Source organism: Thermosynechococcus sp. PP555, assembly GCF_031583225.1.
Lineage (GTDB): Bacteria > Cyanobacteriota > Cyanobacteriia > Thermosynechococcales > Thermosynechococcaceae > Thermosynechococcus.
In genome coordinates this window covers 38,227-56,727 of record NZ_CP134168.1, presented here as the reverse complement: position 1 = coordinate 56,727, position 18,501 = coordinate 38,227, and the positions used below count along the sequence as shown (strand labels likewise).

Annotated in this window: 19 protein-coding genes and 1 pseudogene; 11 read left to right on the top strand and 9 right to left on the bottom strand. The window is 51.8% G+C overall.

Going from position 1 to position 18,501, the window contains the following annotated elements:
• A complete protein-coding gene (gene aroF / locus RHH27_RS00280) occupies positions 1-1,032 on the bottom strand; it encodes a 3-deoxy-7-phosphoheptulonate synthase (protein WP_302678542.1) in 1,032 nt (343 codons plus the stop codon).
• 69 nt (positions 1,033-1,101) lie between these two features.
• Here aroF and RHH27_RS00275 point away from each other — a divergent pair, with 69 nt between their 5' ends.
• Positions 1,102-1,968: a peptidoglycan recognition family protein gene (locus RHH27_RS00275; RefSeq protein WP_302678541.1), complete on the top strand. Its 867-nt coding sequence runs from the start codon at positions 1,102-1,104 to the stop codon at positions 1,966-1,968.
• Here the strand turns inward: RHH27_RS00275 and RHH27_RS00270 are convergent.
• On the bottom strand, positions 1,965-2,837 hold the full coding sequence (locus tag RHH27_RS00270; RefSeq protein WP_302676930.1) for an SDR family oxidoreductase: 873 nt from the start codon (positions 2,835-2,837) through the stop codon (positions 1,965-1,967). The genes RHH27_RS00275 and RHH27_RS00270 overlap by 4 nt on opposite strands.
• A 149-nt stretch (positions 2,838-2,986) precedes the next feature.
• Here RHH27_RS00270 and RHH27_RS00265 point away from each other — a divergent pair, with 149 nt between their 5' ends.
• The gene (locus RHH27_RS00265; RefSeq protein ID WP_302678540.1) at positions 2,987-4,309 is read left to right on the top strand and encodes a TldD/PmbA family protein; all 1,323 of its coding nucleotides are present in this window, start codon (positions 2,987-2,989) and stop codon (positions 4,307-4,309) included.
• Between the two features lies 1 nt (position 4,310).
• On the opposite strand, the gene RHH27_RS00260 is transcribed toward RHH27_RS00265, so the two are convergent.
• From RHH27_RS00260 to RHH27_RS00240, 5 genes are all read right to left on the bottom strand, one after another.
• Positions 4,311-5,027, bottom strand: a complete 717-nt coding sequence (locus tag RHH27_RS00260) for a heme oxygenase (biliverdin-producing) (protein WP_302678539.1) — start codon at positions 5,025-5,027, stop codon at positions 4,311-4,313.
• A 98-nt stretch (positions 5,028-5,125) separates the two neighbouring features.
• Positions 5,126-6,517: an argininosuccinate lyase gene (argH, locus tag RHH27_RS00255; RefSeq protein WP_302678538.1), complete on the bottom strand. Its 1,392-nt coding sequence runs from the start codon at positions 6,515-6,517 to the stop codon at positions 5,126-5,128.
• Positions 6,518-6,532: 15 nt separating this feature from the next.
• Complete coding sequence (locus RHH27_RS00250; protein WP_225901602.1) at positions 6,533-6,730, bottom strand: hypothetical protein; 198 nt, start codon at positions 6,728-6,730, stop codon at positions 6,533-6,535.
• A gap of 79 nt (positions 6,731-6,809) precedes the next feature.
• The gene (locus tag RHH27_RS00245; protein ID WP_302678537.1) at positions 6,810-7,799 is read right to left on the bottom strand and encodes a GGDEF domain-containing protein; all 990 of its coding nucleotides are present in this window, start codon (positions 7,797-7,799) and stop codon (positions 6,810-6,812) included.
• Between the two features lie 144 nt (positions 7,800-7,943).
• Positions 7,944-8,159, bottom strand: coding sequence for a helix-turn-helix domain-containing protein (locus RHH27_RS00240; RefSeq protein WP_302678536.1), 216 nt, complete (start codon positions 8,157-8,159; stop codon positions 7,944-7,946).
• Between the two features lie 98 nt (positions 8,160-8,257).
• Here RHH27_RS00240 and RHH27_RS00235 point away from each other — a divergent pair, with 98 nt between their 5' ends.
• From RHH27_RS00235 to RHH27_RS13255, 4 genes and pseudogenes are all read left to right on the top strand, one after another.
• Complete coding sequence (locus RHH27_RS00235) at positions 8,258-8,689, top strand: helix-turn-helix domain-containing protein (RefSeq protein WP_302679174.1); 432 nt, start codon at positions 8,258-8,260, stop codon at positions 8,687-8,689.
• Between the two features lie 121 nt (positions 8,690-8,810).
• Entirely contained in the window at positions 8,811-10,019 is a 1,209-nt protein-coding gene (gene ispG, locus RHH27_RS00230) for a (E)-4-hydroxy-3-methylbut-2-enyl-diphosphate synthase (protein WP_206200565.1), read from the top strand.
• A gap of 29 nt (positions 10,020-10,048) precedes the next feature.
• Entirely contained in the window at positions 10,049-10,393 is a 345-nt protein-coding gene (locus RHH27_RS00225) for a histidine triad nucleotide-binding protein (RefSeq protein WP_181496625.1), read from the top strand.
• Between the two features lie 68 nt (positions 10,394-10,461).
• A pseudogene (locus tag RHH27_RS13255) lies at positions 10,462-10,608 on the top strand (ABC transporter ATP-binding protein); the annotation flags it as partial.
• On the opposite strand, the gene RHH27_RS00215 reads toward RHH27_RS13255, so the two are convergent.
• On the bottom strand, positions 10,605-11,936 hold the full coding sequence (locus RHH27_RS00215) for a MotA/TolQ/ExbB proton channel family protein (RefSeq protein ID WP_302678535.1): 1,332 nt from the start codon (positions 11,934-11,936) through the stop codon (positions 10,605-10,607). The pseudogene RHH27_RS13255 and the gene RHH27_RS00215 sit on opposite strands and share 4 nt — an antisense overlap.
• A 274-nt stretch (positions 11,937-12,210) precedes the next feature.
• On the opposite strand from RHH27_RS00215, the gene RHH27_RS00210 reads away from it, so the two are divergent.
• Together RHH27_RS00210 and RHH27_RS00205 are read left to right on the top strand one after the other, a co-directional pair.
• On the top strand, positions 12,211-15,540 hold the full coding sequence (locus RHH27_RS00210) for a tubulin-like doman-containing protein (RefSeq protein WP_302678534.1): 3,330 nt from the start codon (positions 12,211-12,213) through the stop codon (positions 15,538-15,540).
• 76 nt (positions 15,541-15,616) lie between these two features.
• The gene (locus RHH27_RS00205; protein ID WP_302678533.1) at positions 15,617-16,090 is read left to right on the top strand and encodes a type IV pilin-like G/H family protein; all 474 of its coding nucleotides are present in this window, start codon (positions 15,617-15,619) and stop codon (positions 16,088-16,090) included.
• Here RHH27_RS00205 and RHH27_RS00200 read toward each other — a convergent pair.
• The gene (locus tag RHH27_RS00200; protein WP_286626074.1) at positions 16,064-16,456 is read right to left on the bottom strand and encodes a helix-turn-helix transcriptional regulator; all 393 of its coding nucleotides are present in this window, start codon (positions 16,454-16,456) and stop codon (positions 16,064-16,066) included. The genes RHH27_RS00205 and RHH27_RS00200 overlap by 27 nt on opposite strands.
• Before the next feature lie 118 nt (positions 16,457-16,574).
• Between RHH27_RS00200 and RHH27_RS00195 the strand changes: the two genes are divergently transcribed.
• The 3 genes from RHH27_RS00195 to RHH27_RS00185 all read left to right on the top strand — a co-directional run bounded on the left by RHH27_RS00195 (position 16,575) and on the right by RHH27_RS00185 (position 18,501).
• A complete protein-coding gene (locus RHH27_RS00195) occupies positions 16,575-16,742 on the top strand; it encodes a metallothionein (protein WP_302678532.1) in 168 nt (55 codons plus the stop codon).
• 133 nt (positions 16,743-16,875) lie between these two features.
• A complete protein-coding gene (locus RHH27_RS00190; protein ID WP_302678531.1) occupies positions 16,876-17,577 on the top strand; it encodes a glycosyltransferase in 702 nt (233 codons plus the stop codon).
• Complete coding sequence (locus RHH27_RS00185; protein ID WP_302678530.1) at positions 17,578-18,501, top strand: glycosyltransferase family 2 protein; 924 nt, start codon at positions 17,578-17,580, stop codon at positions 18,499-18,501.

Genomic DNA, 18,501 nt, shown 5'->3' with positions numbered 1-18,501 from the left:
CTATCGACTGAGACTCACAAGGGGACGTTGCAGGGCTTGCATCAACTCATCAAACTGAGCGGGCGTGAGGGATTGGGCACCATCGGAGAGGGCTTTTGCTGGGTTGGGGTGCACTTCAATCATCAGGGCATCGGCGCCCGCGGCCACGGCGGCTTTGGCCATCGGCGGAACAAATTCTGCCCAGCCGGTGCCATGACTGGGGTCAATCATAATCGGCAGATGGGTGAGCTTGCGCAGCACCGGAATCGCTGCTAAATCCAAGGTATTGCGGGTATATTCACGGTCAAAGGTGCGAATGCCCCGTTCACAGAGAATTACATTGGGGTTCCCTGCCGCCAAAATGTACTCAGCAGCCATCAGCCATTCCTCGATGGTGGCAGACATCCCCCGTTTCAAAAGCACGGGTTTGGGTTGGGCACCCACCCGCTTGAGAAGCGAAAAGTTTTGCATGTTACGGGCACCAATTTGCAGCACATCGGCCACTTCAGCAATTTTGTCTAGATCCGCTGCGTCCATGACTTCGGTAATGATGCCCAAGCCCGTTTTTTCTTTTGCTGCTGCCAACAGATCAAGGGCACTTTCACCATGGCCTTGGAAGGCATAGGGGGAGGTACGGGGTTTATAGGCACCACCGCGGAGAAACTTGGCACCCGCCGCTTTCACCCGCTGCGCCGTTTCAAGGATCATCGCTTCATTTTCAACGGAGCAAGGTCCTGCCACCACCACTACCTCATGGCCTTCGCCGAAAATAACTTCGCCGTTGGGCGTTGGCACCACCACTTCACTGGGTTCACCGTGGCGATACTCGCGACTGGCTCGCTTGAAGGGCTGCTCAACCCGCAGCACATGCTCAATCCAAGGGCTAATTTCCTGAATTCGCAGGGGATCGAGTTCCGCAGTTTCGCCGACAAGACCAATAACGACTTTGTGCTTGCCCACAATTTTTTCGGGGGTGAGTCCCCAAGTGCGCATCTCACTACTGACCCGTTCAATTTCTTCACCGGGGGTGCCACTTTTTAGAACAATAATCATCCGCTTGCTGATCCCAAATTTTTGGCTTAGGGTTTGATTGTATTGTGCCAAATTGGTTCCGTTCTGCCTATGCTGCGTCGTTTCCGAGGCCTGCGGTTGATGATTTCGCTGGCGATCGCTACCGTGGTTGTGCTGTCCCTGTGGAGTGTGATGATTGGCTCTATCCCCAGTGGCGATCGCCCCCTTGATTTGAGTCAAGCGGTCTCCATTGATGATCCCCAATTTGATCCGCCAACGGACTCATCGCCCTCACCCCCGCTGCCAGAGAATACCCTGCTGCCTCTACAACGCAGTGATGGCGCCCCCTATGAACGCCTTTTTGCTCAAGTCCGCCAAGTTCATCAACAGTGTTTATTTACGCCCCCTTGGTACAGTGTCCCCATCGACCGCACCAATTTTGGCGATCGCTACCGTACCGATATTCGGGGTCAAGTGGTGGACAATGCACCGCTGATTGTTTTGCATGAAACTGTGGCCTCTGCCCAATCTACGCTGGATTTTTTCCAAACACCGCATCCCCGCGATGAAGATCAAGCCAGCTACCATGAACTGATTACCCTCAGGGGTTGGCTGCTGCACTTAGTGCCTTGGTCCAAGCGTGCCTATGGTGCGGGCAACTCTGTCTTTGGCAGGGAAACGGTGCAGACCAACCTCCGCCTTGCCCCTTCGGTGAACAATTTTGCCCTCCACTTTTCCCTAGAAACCCCTCCTGAAGGTCGCCATAATGGTTCTACCCATGCGGGCTATACCGATGCTCAGTACCGTACCTTGGCATGGCTGGTGGCGCAAACGGGCATTGATCTCCAACGGGTAACCACCCATGCGGCGGTGGATCGTTCTGGCGAGCGCATGGATCCGCGTAGTTTTGACTGGGCCACGTTTAATCGCTATTGGCAGGCCTATCGCGATCGCCCCTGTGGGGATATTCGCGGCTAGAAGTAGCGATCCAAGAATGTCTCTAAAGACTCAAAGGAGAGTTGAAAATAGGTTTGGGCACGTTCAATTTCACTGGCAGGGCAGAGACTTTCATAGGCCAATAGGGTTCGCAGCGTTCCTAGGCTGGCCTCAAGATCCCGATTCATCACTCCCAAAAACTGACGAGCGCCGTCAATCACGGCTAGGGGAACCGTCATGACAAAGGGGCGTTTATTGAAAAAGCGACCAAGGCGATCGGCAATCTCTTGGCGGGTTAAGACCTCTGGATGTGCCAAGCTAAAAATGGCCGGTTGGCTGGCTTGACTAGCCACGAGAATACAGCGGGCTAAATCCTCGGGACTGAGCAGTTGCAGGCGGTGCTGGGGATCTCCAAGGACAATGTAAACCCCCGTCTGCTGAAAGCGCTCCGCAAGGGGCAGCAAACTAGACATAAGGGTGGGGCAGCGGAAAATGGCATAGTTGAGGCCACTGCTGATGAGCACCTGCTCGACTTCGTACTTGGCCTTGAGAAAGGGGGACTGCTGGCGATCGCCCGTCACCGCCAAAGGAGAAATCAAGGTTATATGGCGTACCCCCTGTTCCTGAGCCGCCTGAATCACATCCAACGTAGCACGGTAATCAATGGCCTGAATAGCACGGCTGAGTAACTGACTACCATGGCAGCAAATCACCGCCTCCACGCCCGCCATGGCAGCCTGAATATCGCGGGGCTGTTGCAGATCGCCAATGAAAATCTCGGCACCCCATTCCTTGAGGAGATCGTATTGGCTCGTCAGGCGCACAAAGGCTCGTACCGGCAGCCCCAACGTGATACAGCGGCGCACCACCCGCAAACCCAATTGTCCTGTGGCACCCGTGACCAAGTACATGCAGCGGAACTATTAAGGGATTCTTGTCTCAGCGTGCCCTAGGCAGAGCCACAATGCAAGACGCTTGAAGAATATGCAGGGGGGGAATGCGCTAACCTAAGGAATACCAAGGAATACCTTTGAGAATCTTCACAAAAACTCTGCGCCGCATGACCCTTGACTTTTCTGCTGCTCAGCACCTGAGCCATGAGCTGTTTGCTGCCCTGAAACCGACAGAGGCGCTTTTCGTTGAAATTGCCAGTGAATCCAGCCAGTTTATTCGCTTCAATCGGGCGCGGGTGCGGCAAATTGGCACCGTAGAAGATACGGTGGTGACCCTGCGGTTGCAATCGCAGCAACGGACGGCAAGCACCTCGTTTCCCTATACGGGAACGACGGATCTAGCGGCTGCCCTAGAGCAGTTGGCCGCATTGCGTTCAGAAACGGTGCAACTCCCTGTGGATCCTTACCTTGTACCGCCAACGGATACCGGTTCGATTCAAGACACTTACCTTGGCCGCTTACCTGATCCTGACTCAGTGGTAGAGACAATTCTGACACCCGTTCAAGGCCTTGATTTTGTGGGCATTTACAGTGGGGGGACGATCGCTCGTGGGAGCTTTAACTCCGCTGGGCAGGAGCACTGGTTTGCTACGGAAACGTTTTGCTTGGATTATTCTCTCTTTACAGCGGCGGGCAAGGCGGTGAAAAATAGCTATGCCAGTACCCATTGGGACACTGTCATCTATCAAGCTCAAATTGAGGGCGATCGCCAGCAGTTAGCACAATTGGAACAGCCTCCCCGTCAGTTAGCAGCGGGACGCTATCGCACCTACTTTGCCCCGGCAGCGGTGGCTGAACTGGTGGGCATGCTCTCTTGGGGAGCTGTGAGTGAAGCGGCCTATCGTCAAGGCGGCAGTGCCCTCGCCAAATTACGGGAAGGGGCAACCCTCTCTCCCCTCTTTAGTTTGCAGGAGGACTTTACCACCGGAACGGTGCCCCGCTTTAATGCCGATGGCGATATTGCGCCCCCTTGCTTGGCATTGATTGATCGCGGCAAATTGCAAACGTTACTCATTAGTCGGCGCACCGCTCAGGAATACCACCTTGTGGCCAATGGTGCCAACCGCCAAGAAACTCTGCGATCGCCCCTCCTCTTGCCGGGCACGCTACCAGAGCAGGAGGTGCTGGCTGCCCTCGATACGGGTCTCTATGTGGGCAATTTACACTACCTCAACTGGAGCGATCGCCCCAATGGCCGCATGACCGGCATGACCCGCTACGCCTGCTTTTGGGTAGAGCAGGGCAAAATCGTTGCACCCATTACAGACCTGCGCTTTGATGACAGTCTCTATGAGTTTTGGGGAGACAACCTCGAAGCCTTGACAGATACCCCGCTTTGGATTGCCAACACCGACACCTATGAACGCCGCTCCCTTGGAGGTATTACGGTGCCGGGGATGCTCGTCAAGGCCTTTAACTTTACCCTCTAGGCTACTCAGCGGTGGCAAGTTCAGTACTGCCGCGCTGTCTGCGGCGGGTGAGGCTATTAAAGAGCAACTGGCCAATGGCTCTGATGAGGTTGCCCTCCAGTTCTTGGAAGATCTTCATATTCATGCCAAAGGCGGCATTGGCCTCATCCACAATCCGCTCCGCTGTTGCTTCATCTACGGCCAATTCATCCAAGCGTTGGCGATAGAGTTGCTTAAAGGCCTTTTCGTCACTAATGGCCTCAAAGCGATAAAACGCCGTACCTTCGCCATTTTGTAGGTTCATCGCCCGCTCAGCAATCCCCTTGAGGATTTGGCCGCCCGAAAGATCGCCAAGGTAACGGGTGTAGGAGTGCGCCACCAACAGTTCGGGTGCGGTATTGGCCACTTCATGGATGCGGGCAACATAGGCCTGTGTGGCTGGCGAGGGCGTAATTTCTTCCCGCCAATTGGAACCAAAGTAGTAGGTCAGATCTCGCTCAAGGCTATTTTTGCGGTTCAGCTCCGGAAAGTAAATTTTGCCAACAATGGGATGGTCTTTGAGCTGTTCCATTTCCTGCTCCATGGCACTGTAAACGTGATAGAGGCTGGCAACGAGTTTGCGGTAGGAGCTTTTTTCCACGGTGCCTTTGAGGAAGCAGCGCACAAAGCCAACGTTCTCGGCCATGGTGTGGGCTTTTTTGGTGCCTTCACGCAATTTCGTCGCTAGAGACGTCGTCATCACGAGATCCTTCTTAAAAATTTGCAACGTTTTGTTTCTAAAAGCGACCGTCAGTACAGTCTATTTTTCAGGCTAAGGGTAAATGACACCATTTTTCATTAAAAATCATTAAGGCGATCGCGAGCCGCTGCGAGGGCTTGGCGCACCTGATCAAACCCTGTGCCCCCGTAGCTATTGCGGGCAGCCACCACCTGTCGCGGTGCAATGCGTTCGTAAATATCCGCTGCAAAGGCGGGGTGCAGGGCTTGCCATTCTTCAAGGGTGAGGTCTTTGAGGAATTTCCCTTCAGCAAGACAGGTTTTCACCACCTGCCCCACCAAGTTATAAGCCTCACGGAAGGGCACCCCCTTACTGGCCAAGTAATCCGCCACATCGGTGGCATTGGCAAAATCGCTCTCCACAGCCGCCGCCAAGCGTTGCGGTTGAAACACCACCCCCTCGGCCATCAAGATCGTCATTGCCTCTAGGCAGGCACGGACGGTATCCACAGCATCAAAAAGCGCCTCTTTATCCTCTTGCAAGTCTTTGTTGTAGGCCAAGGGCAGCCCCTTCATAATCACCAAGAGGGCTTGCAAATGGCCAAACACCCGTCCTGTTTTGCCCCGCACCAACTCCGGCACATCGGGATTTTTCTTTTGGGGCATGATGCTAGAACCCGTGGCACAGGTGTCGGTGAGCTTGACAAAGGCAAATTCCTCAGAGGCCCACAGAATAATCTCCTCCGAGAGCCGCGATAGATGCACCATGATCAAGCTAGCGGCACAGAGAAATTCAATGGCAAAATCGCGATCGCTGACGGCATCGAGGCTATTACGATAGGGTTCGCGAAAACCCAACAATGCTGCTGTGTAGTGGCGATCGATGGGAAACGTTGTGCCCGCCAGTGCCCCAGCTCCTAAGGGAGAGACATTCACCCGCTCACGAATTTGCCGCAGTCGCTCGCTGTCCCGCTCGGCCATTTCCACGTAGGCCAGTAGATGGTGCGCCAAGCTCAGGGGTTGTGCCCGTTGCAAGTGGGTGTAGCCAGGAATCAAGGTTGCAATGTGGGACTCTGCAAGATCCAGAAGCGTGCGCTGCCACTGTCGCAGTTGTTGAAGGAGTTGATCAATTTCCGCTCGCAAATAGAGGCGAATATCGGTGGCCACCTGATCGTTGCGCGATCGCGCCGTATGCAGTTTCTTACCCACATCCCCAACCAATTCTGTGAGGCGGCGTTCGACGGCAAAGTGCACATCCTCGGCATCAATACCGGGGGTAAACTGGCCATCCCGGTATTCTTGGCGAATTTGCTCTAGGCCTTGAATCAGCGTTTCGGCTTCCTCAGGGGAAATAATCCCCGTTTTTGCCAGCATGCGGGCATGGGCTTGGGAGCCGCTGAGGTCGTATTCAATGAGGCGAATGTCAAAGCCAATACTGGCATTAAAGCGGGCGATCGCCGGATGGAGGGCTTGTTCAAAGCGCTGGCTCCAAGGCTGAGGTTGGGCAGTCACGGGCGATTCTCAGGGCTAAAAATTCAGGAGCTTGCCAAAGATCCAGCCAATGGCCAGACCAATAATCAGTGCCCACAGTTGGCCAGAATCGACAAAGTTTGCCCACGCCTTAGAAACGTCTTCCCCCAAGGTATCTTTGAATTTCTGCGCCACAATAATCTGCGGCTCAATCGTCATTTGGCTGGCAATAAAGTAGTTCGGTGCAGTATTCATAGCCATTGGCGGAAACGCAACTCAAGTTTATCCTAGCGGAGGCGGGGGCGATCGCCAACCAGTATCACAAGCCCCAAGATTATGAAGACCCATTGTGTGACCACTCAAGCAGAACACAGCGATCGCGCCCCTGTTGCTTGGCCTGATAAAGGGCGGCATCAGCAATGGCAAAAATCTCCGTTAAGGTGCCCTCACTTGCCTTGGCAGGAACAAAGCATAAGCCAGCACTGACTGTTATGTAGGGATGGTGTGCCCTCTCCCCTTGGGGGATTTTCATCTCTCGGACATGATGGAGCATTCGTTCAACAATGTGTAGAGCCGTATCAGCAGAAACATGGGAGAGCACAAGGGCAAACTCCTCACCGCCGTAGCGAGCAATGATATCGTTGGAGCGCAGATGGGTCTTAAGGGTTTGAGCCACCTGTTGCAGGGCGCGATCGCCCGCTAAGTGACCACAGCAGTCGTTATAGGCCTTGAAGTCATCAATATCAATGATAGCCAGCGTCAAAGTATGGCCTTGGTCTTGAGCCTGCTGCCAGAGCTGATTCAATGCTGTGTCAAAAAAGCGACGATTGCCTAACCCCGTTAAGGGATCCCGTTCCGCAAGGATCTGGAGGTGCTGTTTTTCCTGCTCTAGGGCTTGTTGGCATTGTTGCAATTCCGTCACAAGGGCAATTTGCCGAGCCAGTTCGGCCTGTAGTTGTTGCAACTGGGCAGCGAGTAACTGCTGATTGTGGCAAAAGCTAGGAACAATCCGCGTCAAAATCGCAGGTTCATCATCCAGATTGACGCCAATGCCTTCAATAACCCACTGATCCGTCTCAGGGTTGGGAATCGGAAAATGGGCAGCCAACATCTGGGCATTGCTTTGACAGAGCTTTAACCATGCCTGTACCTGCTCCGGCGATTGTTGCAGCAGCGCTGCGAGGGATTTACCAATTAAGGCTTCTGCATCCTGTTGCCAAAAGAGCGAGGCACCATCGTTGATTGCTAGAATTTCACCGCTACTGTTCACGATCGCGATCGGCTCAGGGAAAAGGCAAATATATTCAGCAAGTGTCCCCCTCATTTGTTTCGTTTGAGCCTATCAAAGGAATGGTTGTACTAATAAGAAATATTTCAGGAACACACCAAAAAATTAAAGGTTAGTTGTCAAAGTAAAATTTTTATAATTGTTAGGCTATACTAAAAAATAGATAATTAGAGCGAAAAGTTAATCCGAGGGCGATCGACAACTGTAGTAGTCGGGGAAAACAACGTAAAGGGGCTTTTCAAGAATCGTTGCTATTTCTTTCTCAATCATTGCCGAGCGGGAGCAGCCACGAATCACTGCCGATACACAATGACGCGAAACCCCTAGCTTTTGGCCAATTTTAGCGCCATTCCAGCCCCGTTTCCGCAATTCTGCCTTAATGTCCTCAGGATGCATAGTGCTGTTATAAATCTGTGCCCAACAATTCAATGTTAATTGCGGGCAATAAGGTTGTCAAGCGACAACTTTTGACAAGGTAGTGGCGGTATTCATTGATGAGCTTGACATGTAAAGTTATTGAAAGACGCAGTGCCCTTTCCAAGGGTCTATTTAGGTTCCGCATGGTTAGTCCACTCTCTCGAAAACAACTCTCTAGGCTGCTACGCCAAAAACGGGGGATACGCAGTCAACGTGCCTTTGCCGCCGAGCTGGGAATCTCCTATACCTGCTTGCAAAAATGGGAAAATATGGCTTCATTTCCAAATGCTGAAAATCTATTAAAGTTATGTCGTGTTTTTGGCTTTGAGGATTTAGAAAGTTTTATCGCCTACCTCAACCAAACAGATGTCACCAACCGCGAAGAAGAACAACTGGTGACTGAGATTCTTGGCAAATTGCGTCACTTACCTCTGGCGACAGCAGTTCGGGTGCTAGAAACAGCGTTAGGGTTGTTAAAGGCTGCCGCTAACAATGAAGGGGACATTTGAGTATTTTTTAGGTTCCGAGAAAATTATAGCAAATCTCTTGGGAGGCGATCGCCTGCCGCAGCTTGCCGCTTCTATGGCATCCTGAAAGGGAGAAGTTGCGCAATTTGGCCACTTACATCCTATGCAAACGCTGCCGAGTCCTGTTCAAGCTACTCCGACAGAAACCGCCATTGTCCGTCGCAAAACCCGTCCTGTGCCCGTTGGCTCTGTCATCATTGGGGGCGGTCATCCTGTGGCGGTGCAATCGATGATCAATGAAGACACGCTAGATATTGAAGGCTCAGTAGCCGCCATTCGTCGTCTCCATGAAATTGGCTGTGAAATTGTGCGGGTGACAGTGCCTAGCCTTGCCCATGCTAAAGCCATGGAAGAGATTCGCGATCGCCTCTACCAAACCTACAAACCTGTGCCCTTGGTTGCCGATGTTCACCACAACGGCATGAAAATTGCCCTCGAAGTTGCCAAGTATGTGGACAATGTACGCATCAATCCGGGGCTATACGTCTTTGAGAAACCCAAGCCCGATCGCACTGAATACACCCAAGCCGAGTTTGAGGAAATTGGTGCCAAAATTCGCGAAACCCTTGAGCCACTGGTGATCTCGCTGCGGGATCAGGGCAAATCCATGCGCATTGGCGTCAATCACGGTTCTCTTGCTGAGCGGATGCTCTTTACGTATGGGGACACCCCAGAAGGCATGGTGGAATCGGCTCTAGAATTTATCCGCATCTGCGAGTCTTTGAATTTCTACAACCTTGAAATTTCCCTCAAGGCCTCACGGGTACCCGTGATGATTGCCGCCAACCGCCTTATGGTCAAGCGCATGGATGAACTGGGCATGGACTACCCCCTCCACTTGGGAGTCACTGAAGCCGGCGATGGCGAGTATGGCCGCATCAAATCCACTGCTGGCATTGCCACCCTCCTTGCCGAAGGTATTGGCGATACGATTCGTGTCTCCCTCACCGAAGCCCCCGAAAAAGAAATTCCCGTCTGCTACGGCATTTTGCAAGCCTTGGGTCTGCGGCGCACCATGGTGGAGTATGTGGCCTGTCCCTCCTGTGGCCGTACCCTCTTTAACCTTGAGGAAGTCCTGCACAAAGTCCGCGAAGCCACCAAACACCTCACGGGTCTGAATATTGCTGTCATGGGCTGCATTGTCAATGGGCCAGGGGAAATGGCCGACGCCGACTATGGCTATGTGGGCAAACAACCTGGCTATATCTCGCTCTATCGCGGTCGTGAGGAAGTGAAAAAGGTGCCGGAATCTGAAGGGGTGGCTGCCCTTGTGGAATTAATCAAAGCCGATGGCCGCTGGGTGGATCCCTAAACCATTAGACCTCTGTGAGGAGTGAAACCATGACCACGGAAACCATTTTTAGCCGCATCATTCGCCGCGAGATCCCAGCGGATATTGTCCATGAGGATGACCTTTGCTTGGCCTTTCGTGATATCAACCCCCAAGCCCCCGTGCATATTCTGGTCATCCCCAAAAAGCCGATTCCCCAACTGAGCTTGGCAGAACCGGAAGATCACCGTGTGCTGGGGCACCTGCTGCTGACGGCCAAACGCATTGCTGAGGCAGAGGGTTTAACCAATGGCTATCGGATTGTCATTAACAATGGCCCCGATGGCGGTCAAACCGTCTATCATCTGCACCTGCACCTGTTGGGCGGGCGAGCCATGCAATGGCCACCGGGTTAAGGAGATTTTGAACTCTTTCCTGTGCTGAAGAAAATGCTCTACCCCATGGGTGCAGATCTCAGCCAAGAGGCATTTCGGTCCTTCTAGTGGAGCAGCACCTCCACGTTGTGCGGGGGGCAGACTGGTGCTATGCGATACAAAAGGGGGGCATTGTGGCCTCTGACCCCACCGGTGATCTCAGCCAAGACGGGATTCAGCGGTTCCTCGCAGTCTAGGGATTGCCCCCCTCCAAGGAACTGGGCTGCTCCACCAGCGTCACCCGTCGAGGTTGCGCCAGTTGCCGTAGTACCGGTTGCAAATTCCCCAGCGTGTGGTTGAGGCGATCGAGCAGCAGTTGCAGATTACCCGTATCGGCGAGGGCTTGCAGGGCTTGGTTGAGGGTTTCTAACAGTTGTAACCGCTGTTGTAGGGTGCGATCGCTCTCGGCCAAGAGTTGAGCAATGTACTGACTTTGTTGCCGCAGTTCTTGGGCAATGGCGGTCTGTTCCTGATTGACGTGCGCCAGTAGTTCCCCTTGGCTGTGCTGAATCTGGGTCACGAGGCGCTCAAACTGCTCAATGGACTGTTGCTGGCGCTCCTCCAGTGTGGCCACAAATTGCTGCCGATCCCTGACCACGGCACGGGCCAGTTGATTTAAGTTGTCCAAGAGTTGTTGCAGCCGTTCCTCCGTGGGCAGCTCCGTGCGAATCGTTTCCTGAATCACGTCTTGGAGAGTGTCGCGATCCACCCCTGCGGACGTATTCGTAACGGGGAGGCGGGGCAGCAGTTGATCGTTAATGTAGGTGTCAATTTGCAGCAGCAGCTTATTCTCCCAGCGTTCAACGATCACCATCGGAATCATCACCAGCACACTCAGCACCAAGGCCACGAGGGTCGTATCAAAGGCCACTGCTAGCCCCGTCGTCACACCGCCAATCCCCTCCTTGATTTGGTTCACGTCCTGAGCCGTCTCCAAAAAGCTGGAAAAGCCACTGACCGCTTGGCTAATCCCAACCACGGTGCCAATAAAGCCCAGCAGGGGAATCGCCCAGACGAGAACACGGGGAATCGTATAGGAGGCATCAGTGGCGGCTGCGGCACTGCCACTCTCTTCTGCGGCGGCTTCAACGGCAATCTCTCGCTGGCCACTACTGAGAAACGCGCCTAAAACACGGGCACAGCGATTGGGCAGCAGTGTCCGCCGTTGGGCAAGGGTTTGCTGTAATTGCAAAATATCCCGCATTGAGGTGAAGGGGTAGTTGGCGGGAATCCAGATTTGCCGCAGGCTGGGTGCTTGTTGAAAGAGGGCGATCGCCTTCAAAATCGTAAACACCAAAACTGTCCACGCAAAAAAGACAGCCACGGGTTGCGTCCAGCCACGATTGAGGAGCAGTTGGCCAAGGTAGGTGCCCTGAAGGGGCAAAAAGAAAATGTAAAGGATCACCGTAGCAACGGCAGCGATCGCCAGCGCTAACCACAGCGGCACAGTCAGATCCTGGCGGGGTACCGCCACCGGTGTTAGGGAAGGGGCAGTTGTTGTCGAAACCGGAGAAGAAGCTGTCATGACGATACTCAGGGCGCAAACATCTTTCAATCTATCGTGAAGGCGCCTCAAATTTTGGCAACTGCGGCTGCTCCCTGCTGCCGATCAGGGAATGAACCAGCCCCGAAATCCACAGGGTACTGCCGTGAGAGGATTCGTACCAGTTCCCAGTCAATGAGTCTCCTACTACCACGGTTCTCTGCTCTCCTGAGGGATGGTATTCATGGACAGGCCACTCCAGACTTGGTAGACATCCTTGCTAGGATGGGGATGACTGGTCACGGAGACGGGAATCATGCCTGCACAGGTGGAGGAAAAGTCCATTGTTCCGACAGTAATTGTTGGCGTGGGAGGTACAGGCATTGAGGTGCTATCGCGGGTGCGGCGACTGGTGGAAGAAACCTACGGCAGTCTGAAACAGTTTCCCGTGATTAGCTTCCTTGCCATTGACACCGATCGCGACTACAAAGTGAGTAACCCCCTCGCCGCTGGCTCTCCCCTCAAGGACAACGAAAAGCACTGGGCCAGTGTCAGTGGCAAAAACGTGCAGCAAATCATTCAAAACCTCGACAACTACCCGTGGATTGCCTCTTGGTTTCCCAAGGAACTGGAGCGCAACATTACCGCCCTAGAGGCCGGGGCGGGTCAAATCCGTGCCTGTGGTCGGTTTGCCTTCTTTTGCAACTACCATGCGATTCAACAAAAGTTCCAAGCGGCCAGCGATCGCGTTAAAGGCCACGAAAGTTATATGCAAAGCCGCTATGGGGTCAAGGTCAACAACAGCAGCTTAAATGTCTTTATTACGGGCTCCCTCTCTGGGGGCACCGGTAGCGGTATGCTCATTGACTTGGGCTATTGTGTGCGCCATTGGCTCAAGGGGCAGTCGAGTCCTCTGATCACGGCAATTGTGCCCATGCCCAATGCCTTTGCCGCCATTAGTGTCGGCGATCGCGTGCTGGCCAATGGCTATGCCGCCCTCATGGAACTCAGTTACTTTGCCGACTACCGCACCGAGTACGTGGCGCAATTTAGTAGCAGCCTCAGCGACGAAGTGCGCTACAATTGTCCTCCCTTTGACTTTACCTACCTCGTGGGCACCAAAAATGGCGAGAATGAATTCAAGCTCGATGAGATCCGCGAGATGATTGCCCAAAATATCTTTTTGGATCTCACTTCTGACTTTGCCCCCCACAAACGCTCGATTCGCGACAACATTAAGGCGGCTTGGGCCTCTCAGGATGCCGGGGGGCGAGGCTATCCCAAGAGCTTTATGGCCTTTGGCCTCTCCAGTGTCGAAATTCCCATTGCCCAAATTCGCGCCTCCTTGACCTATCGCCTTTGCCAAGACTTTATTCACTGGTGGCTGAACGAATCGGTGCAATTGCCACCCCAGCTTTTAGAGGTGACCCAGAGTCTCCTGAAACCCATGAACTTGCTGGATGTGGATTTGGTACTGGCCTTAGCAGCAGCGGGCGATCGCCCCTACATGCAGGAAATTTCCCGCTGGGTTAACGATCTACGCAATCAAATTAGCCGTGAAAACCGCCTTGAATGTACCCAACAGGGGGTGGCGGGCATGATTGGTGCGGAAAGAGGCAAAATTTTGCAATTTGTGCCTTGGCTGAGTGAACAGGTGGACAATTACCGTGCTGCCCACTTGCGCGAACTTAGCCCCGATGAGCGTCTCCACGGTGACTTTTTGCAGCGCATGTACGACAACCGCAATCAAATTATCCAGCAGGCTCGCCAAAGTCTTGAGGAGGAGTTCTACCGCATTGTTGAAGATCGCAATCGCGGACCCAAGTTTGCCAATGCCTTTCTGCTGCAAATTCGCCAAATTTTTATGAGCCAAGCAGAAAAGTACGACCGCGAAATTCAGCATACTTGGCAACCCAATATCACCAACCGTCAGCGACAATACGAAAATGCCCTGCAGGACATCCAGCACTTTAGCACTCTCTTTGGCATCTCCAAGCAAGCCAAAATGGAGGAATTTTGCCAGCAGGCTCTAGAGGGGATTGAGGGCAGTTTCAATGCCATCATTCAAGCCAAAGCCCGCATTCTGGCCAAAGAGGTGATGGGCAAACTGGAGGAATGGCTGCAAGGGATGGAGGCACGTCTTGCCAAGCTCAACCAGCGGCTCCTCAATTTACGGGATGGTTTCAAGGCGATGGCCGATAGTCAAGCGGATAGTGCCGATGCCCTGCGAATCAATGGGGTGAAGCTCTACGATCGCCAAGAACTCAATGGCCTCTATCAAGACTTGGTGGAACGCTATGCGGGTGCCAATACCGGGGTGCAGTCCACATTTGCCATTGGTCTGAACCAACTCTGTACCACAACGGCAGCAACGGTGTTGCAGGAGGCCAGTCCCCTCTGGAAGGAAACCCGCGCCGCCAATGAGGTGATGCGTCTCTTGGATTTGGCACAACTAGCGGATGTCCAAGAAAGTGACCTGCGGGAGATTATCCAAGAAACCGTACGGCGCACCGTGCAAAATGCCCCAGAAGAGAGCCGCCTTGTGCGGGATCTCACTGCCTGCGATCGCCTGTTGCAGGTTTATCGCAATGATGAAGGGGAAATCCTCAGTGTCCTGCGCATGGCCTATCAGAAATCAAAGCCACTGCTATTGCTCTCCCAAGCGGTCATGAGTGGTCGTGATGCTGGCTTTACTCCTTCAGTGAATACCAATATCGCCATTGTCGGCGGTGAAAATACTACCGATTTGGCTGCCAAAAAACTGATTCCCCTGCTCAAGAACCTCGTCAAACCGAATGGCCAGAGCATTACCAGTGATGACATTAAGCCTTTGGGCGATCGCGAGCGGCACCGCATTGTCTTTGTCCAAGAGATGGGGGGCTTTTCCCTACGCTGTATTGAGGGCATGCCCGAACTGCGCCAGTCCTACCAAGATTGGCGAGGCCAAATGATTACCGCCAAACGCGCCCGCCTGCGGGGAGAAAACCGCGATTTGCCCATCCCCGTACATCTGCAAAAGGATCCCCCCTTCTGGGATGTCTTTCCAGAAAACCCCCAAATTCTAAAACTGGTGGTGATTGCTCGCGCCCTTGATGTCCTTAAACAAGCAGAAAACCGCGCCACCCGCGAAGCCACCATCCGCTACACCCGCCATACCGCCGTTGGTCTTGAAGATGTGGATATTGCCGCCAACTGGGAGGAAGTGACCCAAGTCCTAGAGGTGTTGGCCTGCCGTCCCGACTTAGAGGAAATTCAGCGCCAAGTGACCGTTATTCTCAAAGCAGCCGAAACCCCAGAACAAAAGCAAGTCCTCTATGAGCATCTACTGAACTACTTGAAGCGACGCGAGGAAGAACTCCACAAAGCTGGAGGACGCGACAGCCTTGAATATAAGCGAGAAGCCGCCATTCTCCAAGAGGTGATCCAAACCTATCAATTGGCTCAAGGCACACCAGCCCCTAGCCCCACACCAACGTCCCCTGCTCCTGAACCACCTCCATCCCAACCCGAACCAACACCTGAAACCAGTGCTTCGGCGAGTTCCTCTGGCTTAGAGCAACTGCAACAACTCATGGCCATGTACCAGCAGGGGCTACTCTCAGAAGCGGAGTTCCAAGCGGCCAAGAAAAAACTACTGGGGCTATAGGGGAGCTGCCTGTAATTTTACGGAGATCTGTGGGAACACTTGAGAGTGAAGACGAGTCTAACCTGAGAGCCGCCCTATGTCTCCTTACCGTCTTAATTTGCCTTGGTTCTACCGATCGCTCATCCTCTCGAAAGGCTTTACCCTGATTGAACTGCTCGTCGTCGTCATCATTATTGCGATTTTGGCCGCGATCGCCCTGCCCTCCATGTTAAATCAAGCCACCAAAGCCCGCGAATCCCAAGCCAAAACAAACGTTGGTGCGGTCAACCGTGCGCAACAGGCCTACCGTTTGGCCAATCCCACATTCACCACTGACATCGCAAGTTTACAAATCGGCTTTAGTGATACGCCCGACTATGATTACGCAATCACCGCTGCGAATAGTAACTATGCTGAATTCCAAGCCACCCCTGAGCGTTCAGAATTGAAAGCATTTACGGGCTGCACCTATGCTACGTTTACAACACTAACCACAACCCAAATTTTAGAAGCTGCCCCCGCTGGTTCAGGAATTGCCTCACCCTCATCTTGCCCCGTTCCCACTCCCTGAAGTGTCTGATGCGTCTTCATCTAAGTGTTCTGCGACCGCCTCATAAAGAGCGAGGACATGGTGATCTAGCAATTGATAAAAGATATGCCGCCCTTGGCGACGAAACTTGACCAGTCGCATGGCCTTAAGCATCCGCAATTGGTGGGAGACGGCAGACTCGCTCATTTCCAGTGCCACGGCAATATCGCCAACACAAAACTCCCCTTGGGCGAGCAAGGCTACAATCCGCAGTCGGTTGGCATCGGCTAGCAGGCCAAAAAATTGCGCCATCCGTTGGGCTTTTTCTGTAGAGAGCAGGCGATCGCTCGCTCGTGCCAAAGCCTCTGGATGATGAGGATGAGAAGGAGCAAAAATTTTAGTATTCATACTTCCATCATAGGCGTTGATCAGGTGCTAACTAATTGACATTTGAACAACTGTTCAGATATATTAAAGGAGAGGTGAAGCATACCTCCCTTGTGTCACCCATTTGGAGAAAAAAGCCATGACAACCGTTACCCAAATGAAATGCGCCTGCCCCCACTGTCTCTGCATTGTCTCCCTCAGCGAGGCCATCATGGTTGAAGGCAAACCCTACTGCTCCGAAGCCTGTGCCAACGGCACCTGCAAAGAAAGCGGTGGCTGTGGCCATACAGGCTGTGGCTGCGCCTAGCAATCACAATTTTTAACACATAGATAACGACGAGGCGATCGCCCCACCCACTCTATACAATCAAAAGGTGGAGATTAGTCTCGTCATTTCCCATTAATTGCGATCCAGTGTGGTAGCCTTCCCATCTATCTCCTTGATTACAGCCACCTATAACGCTGCGGATCACTTACCGGGGCTGATTGAGTCTGTGCGCCAACAGAGCGATCGCGCCTTTGAATGGATCGTTATAGATGGAGCTTCCCAAGATGGCACCCTTGAGTTGATTCAAGCTGCACGAGATGTCATTACTGACTATGTGAGTGAGCCAGATTTTGGTATTTTCCATGCCTTGAATAAAGGAATTCAACGGGCATCCGGGGACTATTATCTCGTCGTTGGTGCCGACGATCGCCTCGACCCCCTAGCGATCGCCCATTACAAACAAGCAGCCGCCACTTCTGAAGCTGATCTAATTTCAGCCTATATCTACTCAGAAAAAAAAGAAATCATTAAACCAACAGGGGGAGCTGTTTGGCATCATGGTGTGCAAGCATTTACCACTGCTCAATCTGTCGGTACACTTATCAAACGAAATCTACATGAGCGGTATGGCTATTACTCGCACTACTACCCTACGGCTGCGGATGCAGCGTTTATCCTCAAAGTTCAACAGGGGGGTGGCAAGACTGCGATCGCCAAATTTATTGCTGGCCAATACAATACCAAAGGATTATCCCATCGCTATAAATCAAATCTTCTCTGTGAGCTATTTCTTATTCAAAAAGAGTTTTTTCCAAAATACATTCAGCTATTATTGCTGATTTATCGATTGATCAAAAATTACCGTTACCTCTAGATGGATTATAGAATCTTAGCCTATATTACTGCCTATAATGATTCTTCTGCCCTCAATAGATGTATAGACAGCCTGATCAATCAAACATATAAGATCGACCAGCTATTAATTGTTGATAACTCATCCAAACCTCTTACTATTCAGACATTAGGAAATAATCTATCTATAGAGGTTAAGCATCATCCTGAAAACATTGGTGTCGCTGGTGGTTTAGCCCTTGGAATTCAATACGCAATTCAAAATAAATTTGACTTCATTTGGTTATTTGATCAGGATAGCACTCCCTATGACAATGCTCTAGAGAATCTAATTAATTTTTATGAGAATTATAATAATAAATCCGAGATTGGTATTCTCTCTTGCTTAGTAAAGGATCAAGAAACAGGCCAGATTGATTGTGGATTTATTTATAAAAATTATCGATTTTGTAGGCATAAGATAAATTCTTCAAATATGGTTTATGAATGTGATGCTGTCATTACTTCAGGGACATTACTTAATTGTCATGCCGCAAAAAAGATCAGTTTGCCTAATGAATCCCTATTTATCGATGCTGTTGATTTTGATTACTGCATGAAGCTAAGAGAAAAGAACTATAAAATATTTACTATTTGCAATGGAAAAATAAATCATCGATTTGGTAACTCAAAATCTATTCAGTTATTCAAAAAAAGTAAAACTATTTACTTATATTCCTCCCTACGATATTTTTACGTTCATAGAAATCACACTTACTTAGAAACACGATTGTCTAAAAATTATTTCTTTTTTATCATTGGTACTTTTTATCGAGTTTTTAAGTGCTTGAGGAAAATCTTTGTGATTTTATTATTTGAGGACTCTGAAAAATGCCTAAAAATCTATGCTTGCCTTAAGGGTACTGTTGATGGCTTGTTAAGAAAGCTAGGCAAAACATGGACTTGA

What these genes read in the sequence shown, in the direction of transcription:
- aroF (WP_302678542.1), bottom strand. Translation starts at nt 1,032, where the DNA reads ATGATTATTGTTCTAAAAAGTGGCACCCCCGGTGAAGAAATTGAACGG.
- RHH27_RS00275 (WP_302678541.1), top strand. Translation starts at nt 1,102, where the DNA reads ATGCTGCGTCGTTTCCGAGGCCTGCGGTTGATGATTTCGCTGGCGATC.
- RHH27_RS00270 (WP_302676930.1), bottom strand. Translation starts at nt 2,837, where the DNA reads ATGTACTTGGTCACGGGTGCCACAGGACAATTGGGTTTGCGGGTGGTG.
- RHH27_RS00265 (WP_302678540.1), top strand. Translation starts at nt 2,987, where the DNA reads ATGACCCTTGACTTTTCTGCTGCTCAGCACCTGAGCCATGAGCTGTTT.
- RHH27_RS00260 (WP_302678539.1), bottom strand. Translation starts at nt 5,027, where the DNA reads ATGACGACGTCTCTAGCGACGAAATTGCGTGAAGGCACCAAAAAAGCC.
- RHH27_RS00250 (WP_225901602.1), bottom strand. Translation starts at nt 6,730, where the DNA reads ATGAATACTGCACCGAACTACTTTATTGCCAGCCAAATGACGATTGAG.
- RHH27_RS00245 (WP_302678537.1), bottom strand. Translation starts at nt 7,799, where the DNA reads ATGAGGGGGACACTTGCTGAATATATTTGCCTTTTCCCTGAGCCGATC.
- RHH27_RS00240 (WP_302678536.1), bottom strand. Translation starts at nt 8,159, where the DNA reads ATGCATCCTGAGGACATTAAGGCAGAATTGCGGAAACGGGGCTGGAAT.
- RHH27_RS00235 (WP_302679174.1), top strand. Translation starts at nt 8,258, where the DNA reads ATGAGCTTGACATGTAAAGTTATTGAAAGACGCAGTGCCCTTTCCAAG.
- ispG (WP_206200565.1), top strand. Translation starts at nt 8,811, where the DNA reads ATGCAAACGCTGCCGAGTCCTGTTCAAGCTACTCCGACAGAAACCGCC.
- RHH27_RS00225 (WP_181496625.1), top strand. Translation starts at nt 10,049, where the DNA reads ATGACCACGGAAACCATTTTTAGCCGCATCATTCGCCGCGAGATCCCA.
- RHH27_RS00215 (WP_302678535.1), bottom strand. Translation starts at nt 11,936, where the DNA reads ATGACAGCTTCTTCTCCGGTTTCGACAACAACTGCCCCTTCCCTAACA.
- RHH27_RS00210 (WP_302678534.1), top strand. Translation starts at nt 12,211, where the DNA reads ATGCCTGCACAGGTGGAGGAAAAGTCCATTGTTCCGACAGTAATTGTT.
- RHH27_RS00205 (WP_302678533.1), top strand. Translation starts at nt 15,617, where the DNA reads ATGTCTCCTTACCGTCTTAATTTGCCTTGGTTCTACCGATCGCTCATC.
- RHH27_RS00200 (WP_286626074.1), bottom strand. Translation starts at nt 16,456, where the DNA reads ATGAATACTAAAATTTTTGCTCCTTCTCATCCTCATCATCCAGAGGCT.
- RHH27_RS00195 (WP_302678532.1), top strand. Translation starts at nt 16,575, where the DNA reads ATGACAACCGTTACCCAAATGAAATGCGCCTGCCCCCACTGTCTCTGC.
- RHH27_RS00185 (WP_302678530.1), top strand. Translation starts at nt 17,578, where the DNA reads ATGGATTATAGAATCTTAGCCTATATTACTGCCTATAATGATTCTTCT.